This is a genomic window from Morganella psychrotolerans, from assembly GCF_965118875.1.
GTDB lineage: Bacteria > Pseudomonadota > Gammaproteobacteria > Enterobacterales > Enterobacteriaceae > Morganella > Morganella psychrotolerans_C.
The window spans coordinates 25,186-38,337 of sequence record NZ_CBCPJD010000007.1 but is presented as its reverse complement, the minus strand read 5'-3'; the positions used below and the strand labels follow the sequence as shown (position 1 = coordinate 38,337).

The window sequence follows — 13,152 nt, the reverse complement described above, 5'->3', positions numbered from 1 at the left end:
TCATGCGTTTACAATGGATCTCGGTCACTATTATGGCCGTATTGCTTGCGGGATGTCCGTCAACGACCCCGCAGATTAAACACACAGCGCCCGCCGGTCCGGCAAAAGAAATTTTAGGTGCAGTGCCGACGTTTGAACCTCTGCACCCCGGAGCCAATGACGATTATACCCGCAACGGGCAGCAATATCAGATTGTCCGTGATCCGGAAAATTTTACTCAGCAAGGCTACGCATGGACCTACGGCCAGGCGCAAAACGGGAATCCGACGGCCAGCGGTGAACAGGTTAACAGTGCGGAATTAACCGCATCACATCCGACACTCCCGATCCCAAGCTATGCCCGCGTAACAAATATGGCGAATAACCGGATGATGGTCGTGCGCATTAATGATCGCGGACCGTACATGCCCGGCAAACAAATGGGACTGTCACGCGCGGTTGCTGATCGCCTGAACCTGTTGCCGAATACCCGTATTAAAATTGATCCGATTATTGTTTCACAGGATGGCTCTCTGAGCGGTCCCGGGACTGTCGGCACGGTTGTTGCCAAGCAGAGCTATGCCCTGCCGGGTCGCCCTGAGCTCGGAAAAACCAGTGCGATGGGAACGCCGGTAATGGAAAATGCGCCGGCACTGCCGGTGAACAGCCGTCCGGTCATGGCACAACCACAGCCGGAGTCAGCTCTGATCCCTGCGGGTAATAAATCCGCCGCCGTGCAGGAAACACCTGAAGCACCTGCAACCACGTCTGATATCCCGTCAATTCCTGTCACAGTGACACAACCGGCAACTACTGCGCCTGCCGTTACGACGGGTTACCGTATCCAGGTGGGTGCTGTGGGTGATGCCGATCGTGCGGCACAGTGGCAGAAAGAGCTCAGCGACAAACTGGGCGTTCCCGGCATGACAGAAGCTTTCGGTGATGTTTACCGTGTTCAGTTAGGGCCGTTCACCAGCCGCGAACGGGCAACCGAGATTCAGGGACGGTTACGTCAGCAACTGAATATGAATTCGTTTATCCTGGCGCCATAATCTGATTTTTATGCGCCCGGTGTTGTAAAACCAACGTTATATACCCAACGTCATTCAGGATGCAGGAAGGCGGCAAGCTCCGATTGCCGGGGAGCATACACAAGTATGTGACCCGGCTGGCTGACCGAAGCCAACGAACCTGCAGTTTGAATGAATAAGGGCATAAAACTTACGTAAAATAACGCGCTATCACAGCACTTTTGCTATGATAGCGTTTCTTTTCCACCGGCATCATCAATATTGTTTTAACACTCATGAAATACGCAACCACTTATTGTTACCGTGCCACCCGTCTGGCTGCTTTCGGCTTTGCACTGGCGCTGAGCGCCGCCGCTTCTGCCGCCGACATCCCGAACCAGAATACTGTCATACCCGCCGTACCTGAGATTGAAGCAGAATCCTATATTCTGATGGATTACCATTCCGGCAAAATTCTTGCTGAAAAAAATGCAGATGTCCGCCGTGATCCAGCCAGTCTGACGAAAATGATGACCAGCTACGTCATCGGTCAGGCGATGCAGGCGGGTAAATTCACGCCACAAAGCATGGTGACTGTCGGGGAAAATGCCTGGGCGACCGGCAATCCGGTGTTCCGTGGTTCTTCCCTGATGTTCCTCAAGCCCGGTGATCTCGTCAGCGTGGCGGATCTCACCCGTGGAATCAACCTGCAATCCGGTAATGATGCCTGTGTCGCAATGGCAGAATTTGTCTCCGGTGATCAGAGTACATTTGTCAGTCAGATGAACAGCTATGTCGCACAACTGGGACTGAAAAATACGCATTTTAAAACAGTTCACGGACTGGATGCGGAAGGTCAGTACAGTACCGCGCGCGATATGGCGCTGATCGGGCAGGCAATGATCCGTGATGTGCCGAATGAATACGCTATCTATAAAGAGCGTTCATTCACCTATAATAATATTACCCAGCAGAACCGCAATGACCTGCTCGGCGATAAAAGCCTGAATGCGGACGGGATCAAAACCGGACACACCAACGGTGCGGGCTACAACCTGGTCGCCTCTGCAACAGAAGGCGATATGCGTCTGATCTCTGTTGTTATGGGAACCAAATCCGCCTCTGCGCGTAATGCGGAAAGCAAAAAATTACTGACATGGGGATTCCGTTTCTTTGAAACCGTAAAACCGATGCAGAAAGATAATCCGCTGGCCTCTGAAATTGTCTGGTTCGGCGATACCGATAAAGTGCAGTTAGGCGTGGAAAATGATGTGTACCTCACTATTCCCCGTGGCCGTCTGAAAGATTTAAAAGCCGCATTTGTCCTGAATAACACGGAATTACATGCACCACTGGCACAAAACCAGGTCGTCGGTACCATTAATTTCCAGCTGGATAACCAGATTATTGAAAGCCGCCCGCTGGTTGTGGCGCAGGCTGTGCCGGAAGGTAACTTCTTCAGCCGCCTGATAGACTACATCCGCCTGCTGTTTCACCGCTGGTTCGGCTGAGGCTTGAAATCAGATGAATAATCCCCATATTTAGTTCATCTGAGATTTGCTTTATTAAGGAGCACCCATGAAAACCAATTTGAATGAACTGTTAGAGTTCCCTTGCTCATTTACTTACAAAGTGATGGGTGCTGCTGAACCTGAGTTACTGGAAGATGTTCTGGAAGTGATTCAGCGCCATGCGCCGGGTGATTACAGTCCGTCCGTCAAGCCGAGCAGCAAAGGAACATATCATTCTGTTTCTGTCACAATTGACGCAACCCACATCGACCAGGTTGAAAGCCTGTACGAAGAACTGGGTGCATTAGAACGCGTAAGAATGGTTCTGTAATAATATTATTACCTTATCATTCATTATGAAGACCGCCTGAATCGGCGGTCTTTTTTTATGCTTCTGAACATTCTATACCCAACGTAATTCAGAATTCAGCCAACGAACCTGCAATTTGAATGAATAAGGGTATGTGCACATTGCTGGTACGCTTTTGTCACGCGCGCTATACTGCGGGTTCGGCATACCGGATTGAAGATATGATTTTGCAAAATAACACCATCACATTACATCAACTGGGTCTGCGCCCCTATTCCCCCGTCTCTGACGCCATGCATCAATTTACTGAACAACGCGACACACAAACCGGCAATGAAATCTGGCTGGTTGAACATGAACGCGTTTTCACACAAGGTCAGGCGGGCAAAGCAGAGCATGTTATCGCTCCCGGCGATATCCCTGTTATTCAGTCAGATCGCGGCGGACAGGTGACTTATCATGGTCCGGGACAACAGGTTATGTATGTGATGATTGATCTGAAACGCGACAAAATCGGTGTGCGTGAACTGGTGTCAGCGCTGGAAAATACCGTTGTTGAGACACTGAAGCAGTGGAATATTGATGCTTACCCGCGCCCGGATGCCCCCGGTGTGTATGTGGGCGGTAATAAAATTTGTTCCCTCGGGCTGCGTATCCGTAACGGGCGCTCCTTTCACGGACTGGCGCTCAATATTAATATGGATCTTGAACCTTTTCACCGGATTAATCCCTGTGGCTACGCCGGTCTGGCAATGACTCAAATGTCTGATTTTGTTCCCGGTATCACATTAGCGGATGTTCAGCCTGAACTGACCGTACAATTTTGCCAACAATTAGGATTCCAACTCGCAACAGAATAGTGTTATAATTTTTTAACATATTTAAAATATTTTTTAAAAGATTGATGATTCCGTTACATTCTGCAGGCACTCATCAATCATTATCCGATGAATCTAACCGGAAACAGCATAAACATGAGCAAACCTATTCAGATGGAGCGCGGCATTAAATATCGTGATGCCGATAAAATGGCGCTTATCCCGGTCAAAAACCTGGTATCAGAAACGACCGAACGGCTGCGTAAGCCCGCGTGGATGAAAATTAAACTTCCGGCAGATACCCATAAAATCAAGGGAATAAAAGATGCAATGCGCCGCAACGGCCTGCATTCAGTGTGCGAAGAAGCATCCTGCCCGAATTTAAGCGAATGTTTTAACCACGGTACTGCCACTTTTATGATCCTCGGCGCTATCTGTACCCGCCGCTGTCCGTTCTGTGACGTTGCCCACGGACGCCCGAATGCACCGGATGCCAATGAGCCGCAAAAACTGGGGCAGACCATTAAAGATATGGGGCTGCGTTATGTGGTGATAACGTCTGTTGACCGTGATGACCTGCGTGACGGTGGTGCTCAGCACTTTGCTGACTGTATTAAGGCTATCCGGGAACACAGCCCGGCAATTAAAATTGAAACTCTGGTGCCGGATTTCCGCGGACGTATGGATAAAGCACTCGATATCCTTATCGCCACACCGCCGGATGTCTTTAACCACAACATGGAAAACGTACCGCGCGTTTACCGCCAGGTGCGTCCGGGGGCGAATTATGACTGGTCACTGCAACTGCTTGAACGCTTTAAAGAAGCACATCCTGATATCCCGACCAAATCAGGACTGATGGTCGGGCTGGGTGAAACCAATGCAGAGATTCTGGATGTTATGCGTGATTTGCGCCGTCACGGTGTCACCATGCTGACTCTGGGGCAATACCTGCAACCGAGCCGTCATCATCTGCCGGTTCAGCGTTATGTCAGCCCGGAAGATTTCGACGAAATGAAAGCCGAAGCACTGGCAATGGGCTTTACCCATGCTGCCTGCGGCCCGTTTGTCCGCTCGTCTTATCATGCTGATTTGCAGGCAAAAGGCGAAGAAGTTAAGTAATCAGACCGCTATACAGTTCTGTCTTTACAATACCGCTGTTTGAAAAAACGGCGGTTTTTTGTAACACCAGTGCCAACCCGGGTAACAGGCAAAACGAAAAGACGCTGTAAACACATCCTTGTGCGCCCGGACGCGCCATCCATGGCGCTTACGCTTTTCCTTTCTCTGCCTGTCACCTGCGTTTTACCTGACCATCAAACTGACCAAATTTAGTGTCCCGCTCTTTTTTTATCCCCGGTCTATACCCAACGTCATTCAAGTTGCAGGCAGGCGGCAAGGGAAGATAGACGGGGAGCATACATCAGTATGTGATCCGGCTGGCTTCATGTCGCCAACGAACCTGCAGTTTGAATGAATAAGGGTATATGTCTTTTGTGCTCTGCCCTGCCGCTTACTGTTCCCACCTGCTCTGATGCGGATTATGATGTGCGCCATAACACATTATTAATGAGTAAATTATGCAACGTGGTGGTGTTTTACTTCTGACCGCACTCGCTCCCGCTGTCTGGGGCAGTACGTATCTGGTGACAACTGAAATGTTACCGGCAGGTTATCCGATGACAGTTGCGATGCTGCGTGCCTTACCTGCGGGATTATTACTGATGCTGTTTATCAGACAGTTACCGAAAGGGATATGGTGGGGTCGGATTCTTGTGCTGGGAGCACTGAATTTTGCCATATTCTGGTGGCTTCTGTTTGTTTCTGCTTATCGCCTGCCGGGCGGCGTGGCAGCAACCGTCGGCGCTGTTCAGCCACTGATTGTACTGCTGCTCTCCCGGATGGTGCTGGGAAATATCCTGAAACCGCTGGCGGTAATTGCTGCGTTGTGCGGAATAGGCGGAGTCGCGCTGCTGTTACTGACGCCACAGGCAAAACCGGACACGTTAGGGATTATCGCAGGGCTTGCCGGGGCATTTTCAATGGCCGCCGGTACTGTTCTGAGCCGCCGCTGGCAGCCGGATGTTTCGCCCCTGACATTTACCACCTGGCAACTGACTGCCGGAGGACTGCTTCTGCTGCCGGTTTCCCTGTTACTGGAACCGGCTCTGCCGCCACTGACCATGCTGAATATTACCGGGCTGGTTTATCTGGGATTGATTGGTGCGGCACTGACGTATCTGCTCTGGTTTCGCGGGCTGGCCATTCTGGGACCGAATTCAGTGGCGTCCCTCGGTTTTCTCAGCCCTCTGACGGCGGTATTACTGGGCTGGTTTATACTGGATCAGCAACTGAGCCTGCTGCAATGCACCGGTGTTCTGGTGGTTGTCGGCAGTGTCTGGCTTAGCCAGGTGGCTAACCGCTAATATACCCTATGCGTTCAAACTGCAGGTCCGTTGTCTGTATCCTGAATAATGTTGGGTATATATATAATTCAGGCATAAAAAAAACCCGTTACCATGGTGAGTAACGGGTTTTCGTCACGGTAATGTCGAATTAAAATAACGGCTACGGTATAGCAAATTACAACTTAAATTGAGACAACGTTTGCGGCAGACGGGCCTTTGGCACCATCAACGATTTCAAATTCTACTTTCTGACCTTCAGCCAGTGTTTTGAAACCATCATTGAGGATCGCAGAGAAATGAACGAATACATCTTTGCTGCCATCTTCCGGAGTGATAAAGCCGAAACCTTTCGCTTCGTTAAACCACTTCACGTTACCTTTGCGCTTTGACATTCAAAAAAACCCTTTAAACAAGTGATTGTACTCATTAGTACTTGGCCAGTCTTCAGCAGACTGTATTGACCCTTCGGGGGAATCTGTTCAGATATCTGAATTACCCGTCGGATAATGGTATTATGTGAGATATTCCACTGATACACCAGAGGATTTGTCTTACTTATTTCAACTATATAGCGGGAATATCCTCATGATCCGGCTACATAATTCCTTCATGGCGCAGCAGCCAGTGTTTGATATCCAGCCCGCCACTGTAACCGCCCATCGATCCGTCATGAGCAATGACCCGGTGACACGGAATAATCAGGCAGATTGGGTTACGCCCGTTAGCCATGCCGACTGCCCGGCAGTAGTTTGCCGATCCCAGTTTTAATGACAGATCTTTATACGACCATGTGACTGCAAACGGGATAGTCGACAATTGTGACCAGACACGGGTTTGAAACTCCGTTCCGTGCGGATTCAGCTTCACGCTGAAATCCTGCCTTTTACCGGAAAAATATTCATCCAGCTCTGTAATACACTGAACAATGTATGGATTATCCGGCGCAGTCTGTTCTGTGGTGTTATCGCTAAACCCCAGTTCAGTAATACCCTGTTCATCTGCACTGATAATGATATAACGGCGGGGAAATCCGGTTGGTGCCTTAATATATGTTGTCGCCATAAGTTTGCCCTTTGTTCTGATTTTCTATACCCAACGTCATTCAAGATGCAGGCAGGCGGCAAGGGAAGACAGGCGGGGAGCATACACAAGTATATGACCCGGCGAGCTTTGCGCAGCCAACGAACCTGCAGTTTGAATGAATAAGGATATACAGAAGAACCTAATTCTGATAAAGAGACAAACATCATTTACGTTATTCATCTCACAACAGAGAAAATAACGAGGCAAATGATTTCATGCAAGTCAATTCACCGGAGAAAAATCCCCCGGTGCATTATTATGTGAAATATGACGGGCAGAACCTGCGAATTATTTGAGCCAGTCCGCGACCGCTTCATACGTGCCGCTAAAGAGGATCCGATCTGTTTTTTTGCTCAACTGATAGCGGTACATCGGATCATAATATTCTGCCAGTAACGGACACAACCAAGAGAAATGCGCGTCGGTAACACCCGTGCGCAATTGTTCTGCCAGCGCTGCATCCAGCAATGCTGTAAGATCCGCAGCCCGCTGTGTGCCAAGCCGTTTGCGGATAGCGGACAGTCCGTGATGCAGATACTCACTGTATGCCTGCCAGCCCTGCTCTTCGCCGTAAGCCGCCGTAAAATCCCGGTACATGCGATCGAAATACTCTTCTTTCAGCCGTTCCAGGCGCCGCTCAAGCGGATCGTCCACCACCACCAGGGATGCCTGCTCCATCTGCGCCCGCAGACAGTCCGGCAGACCATTGACGCCGATTGCCCGGCCTTCATCTTCCAGAACCCAGCGCGGCCGTCCGGCTTCTTTTTTTACCATTGCGGCGGCGAGATGGTTCTCAAAGGTAGCCTGAGCAAACTGGGCTTCCAGGGTTCGTCCGAATGAGGAACCACGGTGATGTGCCAGCCCTTCAAGATCAATACCGTCTGCCAGTTCACCCACCAGCGTTGTTTTGCCGTTACCGGTACAGCCGCCGATTAATATCACCGGGCGCTGTACCAGCTCAGCGGTTACCTGAATCACGGCCTGGCGCAGGGCTTTATAGCCGCCGGTAATCAGCGGGTATTCAATACCCGACTCATGCAGCCACTGCTGCACAATATGAGAACGCTGACCACCGCGGGCACAGCAAAGGTAGCCCTGCGGATTGCGGGTACAAAAGTCCTGCCAGTCCGCCAGACGGCGGGCACGGTTTTCGCCGCTGACCAGGTGATAACCCAGCGCGAGTGCTTTCTCGGAGCCCTGATGTTTATAACAGGTGCCGACCGCCGCCCGCTCTTCATCATTCATCAGCGGCAGATTAAGCGCACCGGGCATCGCGCCCTGGTTAAATTCCACCGGCGCACGGACGTCAATCAACGGAACTTCAGTGGCAAGGAGAGTACGGATTGTTTGGGGAGACGGGGTTAATTCCATAATAAAAACTGTGATTTCAACTCAGATGTCGGTGAAAAGACCCGCCGGTAACGGCAAATCAACTTTTTTTATTGTACGCCTGACAACAAAATTTGTCGCGGCGGATTTTAGCTCTGCCGCCGTATAGCTGACCGGATGAATGATCATGATTTAACTCAGATACCAATATTCAATAATAATAATCATTCAAATTAAATAAACACTATATATAGTGTGGTTGATATATTTTATATCTACATATAGTATTTAAAATACGATTGACCCACGATATCTGCTCATCACCGGCAGATGTAATCAAGAGACATTATCATGACAGTGATTATCTACAGCAAACCCGACTGCGTGCAGTGCAATGCAACTTACCAGATGCTTGCGCGCAAAAACATTCCGTTCAGTGTCATTGATATCACACAGGATGAGCAGGCGTATCAGCATGTCCGCACCCTGGGTTATCAGCAGGTGCCGGTGGTGGTTGCCGGTCAGGAGAGCTGGGCCGGATTCCGTCCTGACAAACTCGCCGCACTCGGCTGAGAAACAGACAGGAGGCTTTCAATGACAACGCAGGCGCTGATTTACTTCTCCACCCGCTCAGAAACCTGTCACCGTTTTGTCGGCAAACTGGGGATCCCGGCGACCCGTCTGCCGGAAGACGGCAGCCCGCTTTGCGCCACACAGCCTTATGTGCTGCTGGTGCCGACCTACGGCGGCGGTCATGACAATGGTGCGGTGCCGCGTCCGGTGATCCGCTTTCTTAATCAGCCGGAGAACAGGGCATTACTGCGCGGCGTAATTGCTGCCGGTAATACCAATTTTGGCGCCGCTTACGCCATTGCCGGCGACATTATTGCTGCCAAATGTGACGTTCCTTTTTTATACCGTTTTGAATTACTCGGCACACAACATGATGTCGGGCGTGTCCGCGACGGTCTGCACCGCTTCTGGCAGCAGCAAGCTCTCACACCCGCATTCAACTGACTTCTGAGACAGACTATGACGACTGAACACACTGACTACCATGCCCTGAATGCCATGCTGAACCTGTATGACGCACACGGAAACATACAGTTTGATAAAGATGTGACGGCAGCCCATCACTACTTTCGCAGCCATGTTAATCAGAACACCGTGTTTTTCCATAATCTGCGGGAAAAACTCGATTTTCTGGTTAACGAAAACTATTACGAAACACAGGTTCTTGAACAATATGATTTCGATTTTATCAAATCCCTGTTCAGGCAGGCTTACAGTAAGAAATTCCGCTTTCAGACTTTCCTGGGCGCACTAAAATATTACACCGGATATACCCTGAAAACCTTTGACGGGCAGCGTTATCTGGAGCGCTTTGAAGACCGCGTCTGTATGGTCGCACTGACCCTGGCGCAAGGCGATACTGAGCTGGCAGAGCATCTGCTGGAAGAGATGATCAGCGGACGCTTCCAGCCCGCTACCCCTACTTTTCTCAATTGCGGCAAAAAACAGCGCGGGGAATTTGTTTCCTGCTTCCTGCTGCGGATTGAGGACAATATGGAATCCATCGGGCGCAGTGTAAATTCGGCGCTGCAACTCTCCAAGCGCGGCGGCGGCGTGGCGTTTCTGCTGACGAATCTGCGTGAAACCGGTGCGCCGATTAAACTGATTGAAAACCAATCCAGCGGCGTGGTACCGGTAATGAAGATGCTGGAAGATGCGTTTTCCTATGCCAATCAACTGGGCGCGCGTCAGGGGGCGGGAGCGGTTTATCTTCATGCGCATCATCCGGATATCCTGACATTTTTGGACACCAAGCGGGAAAATGCAGATGAAAAAATCCGTATCAAAACATTATCCCTCGGCGTGGTTATCCCGGATATTACCTTTGAATTAGCCAAAAATAATGAGCCGATGTATCTTTTCTCGCCTTATGATGTGACGCGAATTTACGGCAAACCCATGTCAGAGCTGAGTATCAGCGAACATTACACTGATATGGTGAATAACAAAGCTATCCGCAAACGCAAAATCAATGCCCGCGAATTTTTCCGCATTCTCGCCGAAATCCAGTTCGAGTCCGGCTATCCCTACATTATGTTTGAGGATAACGTCAACCGCGCAAATCCGATCGCCGGTTACATTAATATGAGCAACCTGTGCTCAGAGATTTTGCAGGTCAACAGTGCCAGCGAATATGAAGATGATCTCAGCTACCTACATACCGGGCGGGATATCAGCTGTAACCTCGGCTCCCTGAATATTGCAAAAATGATGGATTCCCCGGATTTTGCCCACTCCGTGGATATTGCGGTGCGCGGACTGACCGCTGTCTCAGATATGAGCCACATCAGCAGTGTGCCGTCCATTGACCACGGCAATCAGGGCTCACACGCCATCGGGCTCGGGCAGATGAACCTGCACGGCTATCTGGCACGGGAGCGTATTCATTATGGTTCAGAAGAAGGCATTGATTTCACGAATATCTATTTTATGGCCATTGCCTATTATGCCCTGAAAGCCTCAAACCAGCTGGCGACAGAACGCAAACAGACTTTCCTTAACTTTGCACAGTCTACCTATGCAAGCGGTGAATACTTTACCAAATACATCACGCAGAAATGGGAACCGGCAACAGAAAAAGTCCGCACTCTATTTACGAATGCCGGAATAGCTCTCCCCTCACAGGCAGACTGGCAGCAATTAAAAGAAAACGTGATGCAGCACGGGCTGTATAACCAGAATTTACAGGCAGTTGCGCCAACGGGATCTATCTCCTACATCAATCACGCAACGTCATCTATTCACCCGATTGTTGCCCGTATTGAGATCCGCAAAGAAGGTAAGCTCGGACGTGTTTATTATCCGGCGGCTTACATGACTAATGATAATCAGGAATATTATCGCGATGCGTACGAAATCGGCCCTGAAAAAATAATTGATACCTACGCCGCTGCCACACAGCACGTCGACCAGGGACTGTCTCTCACCCTCTTTTTCAGTGATGAGGCATCAACGCGTGATATTAACCGCGCACAAATTTACGCCTGGCGAAAAGGCATAAAAACCCTTTATTACGTGCGGCTGCGCCAGTCTGCTCTGGAAGGCACCGAAGTTGCCGGCTGTGTTTCTTGCGCCGTATAAACAGATTAAAATCAGGATATTACCATGACAACATTAAGCCGCGTTTCTGCGATAAACTGGAACCGTATTGAGGATGACAAAGATCTGGAAGTGTGGAACCGCCTGACCAGCAACTTCTGGCTACCGGAAAAAATTCCGCTGTCGAATGATATTCCATCCTGGCAGACGCTGACACAGGATGAAAAACAACTGACCATCCGTGTATTCACCGGGCTGACATTACTGGATACCATTCAGAATACTGTCGGCGCACCGGCACTGATCCCGGATGCTCAGACCCCGCATGAAGAAGCGGTACTCTCCAATATTGGTTTTATGGAGGCAGTCCATGCGCGCTCTTACAGCTCGGTTTTTTCCACACTCTGCTCCACACAGGAGATTGATGATGCCTACCGCTGGAGTGAAGAAGAGCCCACATTGCAAAATAAAGCAGATATTATCCTTGGCTATTATCGCGACCCGCATCCGCTGAAAAAGAAAGTAGCCAGCGTCTTTCTCGAATCCTTCTTATTCTATTCCGGATTCTATTTGCCGATGTACTGGTCAAGCCGTGCCAGGTTGACAAATACCGCCGATCTGATCCGGCTGATTATCCGTGATGAAGCCGTGCATGGTTATTATATCGGGTATAAATTTCAGCGGGCATTGCTTAATTATGATGAGAAAACCCGGCAGGAAATAAAAGAATTCACATTCAGTCTGTTATTTGATTTATATGAGAATGAAATTAATTATACCCGTAAATTATATGATGTTGTCGGCTGGTCTGAAGATGTGATTAAATTCCTGCATTACAATGCAAATAAATCCCTGATGAATTTAGGTTATGAAGCCTTATTTCCGGACAGTGTAACCGATGTCAGTCCGGCCATATTATCGGCATTATCACCGGATGCGAATGAGAACCACGATTTCTTCTCCGGGTCAGGTTCATCTTATGTCATAGGAAAGGCCATTAACACAGAAGATGAGGACTGGGATTTTTAAATCAATAACTTCTGTTAACCTGTGATCGTATTACAGCACATTTTATCAATGCACTGATATTTAAGAGTATTTCTATCAGTGCTTTTTTAGTTCAAAAAACAACCCGAATAATCAATTTTTAATACCATTATTATTGCTGATTACGTTATTTTTACCGAGTTATTTCAAAACTTAACTGCAATACCCACACATTCCCAGATAGTAACCAATGGAAACTATTAAATAACATTTAATCGGAGTGATTTTTTTACCTGTTTTTTTCTCCTCTTTTATAGCCTGATAAAGCCCGGTTATTATGTTTGATTATTGTTTTCTTCCTGCTTACAGCACATCCGGTAAATAAGGGTTAAAACAAAGAGCTGGCTAACTTTCACCACTATGTTCACCACCATACCCACCACATCATTAACATATTAATGAAAAAGATAAATAACTAAAATAACACTACGGTCAGATACAAATATCCGGGACACTTTTGATTAATTATCATAATCAAGGGGTTGTCAGCATTATCTCGTGTGTTAGGGTAAATAACGTTTTTTTTCAGGGAGGAGAGCCTATTTA

The 13,152-nt window shown here is 48.9% G+C and carries 13 protein-coding genes; 10 read left to right on the top strand and 3 right to left on the bottom strand.

Annotated features, from left to right (window positions below; genetic code table 11):
- Positions 1-2 precede the first annotated feature (2 nt).
- The 6 genes from rlpA to ACMHKJ_RS09300 all read left to right on the top strand — a co-directional run bounded on the left by rlpA (position 3) and on the right by ACMHKJ_RS09300 (position 6,054).
- Positions 3-1,031: an endolytic peptidoglycan transglycosylase RlpA gene (gene rlpA, locus ACMHKJ_RS09325; protein ID WP_413493371.1), complete on the top strand. Its 1,029-nt coding sequence runs from the start codon at positions 3-5 to the stop codon at positions 1,029-1,031.
- Positions 1,032-1,285: 254 nt separating this feature from the next.
- Complete coding sequence (dacA, locus tag ACMHKJ_RS09320) at positions 1,286-2,500, top strand: D-alanyl-D-alanine carboxypeptidase DacA (protein ID WP_413493369.1); 1,215 nt, start codon at positions 1,286-1,288, stop codon at positions 2,498-2,500.
- 67 nt (positions 2,501-2,567) lie between these two features.
- Positions 2,568-2,831 carry a DUF493 family protein YbeD gene (gene ybeD / locus ACMHKJ_RS09315; protein WP_413493367.1) on the top strand — a complete coding sequence of 88 codons (264 nt, stop codon included), beginning with the start codon at positions 2,568-2,570 and terminating at the stop codon, positions 2,829-2,831.
- Positions 2,832-3,031: 200 nt separating this feature from the next.
- On the top strand, positions 3,032-3,670 hold the full coding sequence (lipB, locus tag ACMHKJ_RS09310) for a lipoyl(octanoyl) transferase LipB (RefSeq protein WP_413493570.1): 639 nt from the start codon (positions 3,032-3,034) through the stop codon (positions 3,668-3,670).
- A gap of 114 nt (positions 3,671-3,784) precedes the next feature.
- The gene (gene lipA / locus ACMHKJ_RS09305; RefSeq protein ID WP_413493365.1) at positions 3,785-4,750 is read left to right on the top strand and encodes a lipoyl synthase; all 966 of its coding nucleotides are present in this window, start codon (positions 3,785-3,787) and stop codon (positions 4,748-4,750) included.
- 458 nt (positions 4,751-5,208) lie between these two features.
- Positions 5,209-6,054: an EamA family transporter gene (locus tag ACMHKJ_RS09300; RefSeq protein WP_413493363.1), complete on the top strand. Its 846-nt coding sequence runs from the start codon at positions 5,209-5,211 to the stop codon at positions 6,052-6,054.
- A 164-nt stretch (positions 6,055-6,218) separates the two neighbouring features.
- Here the strand turns inward: ACMHKJ_RS09300 and cspE are convergent, their stop codons facing one another.
- The 3 genes from cspE to mnmH all read right to left on the bottom strand — a co-directional run bounded on the left by cspE (position 6,219) and on the right by mnmH (position 8,490).
- Positions 6,219-6,428 carry a transcription antiterminator/RNA stability regulator CspE gene (gene cspE / locus ACMHKJ_RS09295; RefSeq protein WP_004235583.1) on the bottom strand — a complete coding sequence of 70 codons (210 nt, stop codon included), beginning with the start codon at positions 6,426-6,428 and terminating at the stop codon, positions 6,219-6,221.
- Between the two features lie 202 nt (positions 6,429-6,630).
- Entirely contained in the window at positions 6,631-7,098 is a 468-nt protein-coding gene (locus tag ACMHKJ_RS09290) for a methylated-DNA--[protein]-cysteine S-methyltransferase (protein WP_413493361.1), read from the bottom strand.
- Positions 7,099-7,407: 309 nt separating this feature from the next.
- Positions 7,408-8,490, bottom strand: a complete 1,083-nt coding sequence (mnmH, locus tag ACMHKJ_RS09285; protein WP_413493359.1) for a tRNA 2-selenouridine(34) synthase MnmH — start codon at positions 8,488-8,490, stop codon at positions 7,408-7,410.
- Between the two features lie 309 nt (positions 8,491-8,799).
- On the opposite strand from mnmH, the gene nrdH reads away from it, so the two are divergent.
- Genes nrdH through nrdF form a run of 4 tightly spaced genes read left to right on the top strand, consistent with a single transcriptional unit; the run spans position 8,800 to position 12,588 of the window.
- A complete protein-coding gene (nrdH, locus tag ACMHKJ_RS09280; RefSeq protein ID WP_413493357.1) occupies positions 8,800-9,021 on the top strand; it encodes a glutaredoxin-like protein NrdH in 222 nt (73 codons plus the stop codon).
- Positions 9,022-9,042: 21 nt separating this feature from the next.
- The gene (nrdI, locus tag ACMHKJ_RS09275; RefSeq protein WP_413493355.1) at positions 9,043-9,465 is read left to right on the top strand and encodes a class Ib ribonucleoside-diphosphate reductase assembly flavoprotein NrdI; all 423 of its coding nucleotides are present in this window, start codon (positions 9,043-9,045) and stop codon (positions 9,463-9,465) included.
- A gap of 15 nt (positions 9,466-9,480) precedes the next feature.
- On the top strand, positions 9,481-11,601 hold the full coding sequence (gene nrdE, locus ACMHKJ_RS09270; RefSeq protein WP_413493353.1) for a class 1b ribonucleoside-diphosphate reductase subunit alpha: 2,121 nt from the start codon (positions 9,481-9,483) through the stop codon (positions 11,599-11,601).
- A 24-nt stretch (positions 11,602-11,625) separates the two neighbouring features.
- Positions 11,626-12,588 (top strand): class 1b ribonucleoside-diphosphate reductase subunit beta, encoded by a 963-nt coding sequence (nrdF, locus tag ACMHKJ_RS09265; RefSeq protein ID WP_413493352.1) that lies wholly within the window; start codon positions 11,626-11,628, stop codon positions 12,586-12,588.
- Positions 12,589-13,152: the final 564 nt, after the last annotated feature.

Excerpts from the sequence above, each read along its gene's own strand:
- nrdF (WP_413493352.1), top strand. The coding sequence starts at position 11,626 with ATGACAACATTAAGCCGCGTTTCTGCGATAAACTGGAACCGTATTGAG.
- nrdH (WP_413493357.1), top strand. The coding sequence starts at position 8,800 with ATGACAGTGATTATCTACAGCAAACCCGACTGCGTGCAGTGCAATGCA.
- cspE (WP_004235583.1), bottom strand. The coding sequence starts at position 6,428 with ATGTCAAAGCGCAAAGGTAACGTGAAGTGGTTTAACGAAGCGAAAGGT.
- nrdE (WP_413493353.1), top strand. The coding sequence starts at position 9,481 with ATGACGACTGAACACACTGACTACCATGCCCTGAATGCCATGCTGAAC.
- mnmH (WP_413493359.1), bottom strand. The coding sequence starts at position 8,490 with ATGGAATTAACCCCGTCTCCCCAAACAATCCGTACTCTCCTTGCCACT.
- ACMHKJ_RS09290 (WP_413493361.1), bottom strand. The coding sequence starts at position 7,098 with ATGGCGACAACATATATTAAGGCACCAACCGGATTTCCCCGCCGTTAT.
- ACMHKJ_RS09300 (WP_413493363.1), top strand. The coding sequence starts at position 5,209 with ATGCAACGTGGTGGTGTTTTACTTCTGACCGCACTCGCTCCCGCTGTC.
- dacA (WP_413493369.1), top strand. The coding sequence starts at position 1,286 with ATGAAATACGCAACCACTTATTGTTACCGTGCCACCCGTCTGGCTGCT.
- lipB (WP_413493570.1), top strand. The coding sequence starts at position 3,032 with ATGATTTTGCAAAATAACACCATCACATTACATCAACTGGGTCTGCGC.
- ybeD (WP_413493367.1), top strand. The coding sequence starts at position 2,568 with ATGAAAACCAATTTGAATGAACTGTTAGAGTTCCCTTGCTCATTTACT.
- nrdI (WP_413493355.1), top strand. The coding sequence starts at position 9,043 with ATGACAACGCAGGCGCTGATTTACTTCTCCACCCGCTCAGAAACCTGT.
- rlpA (WP_413493371.1), top strand. The coding sequence starts at position 3 with ATGCGTTTACAATGGATCTCGGTCACTATTATGGCCGTATTGCTTGCG.
- lipA (WP_413493365.1), top strand. The coding sequence starts at position 3,785 with ATGAGCAAACCTATTCAGATGGAGCGCGGCATTAAATATCGTGATGCC.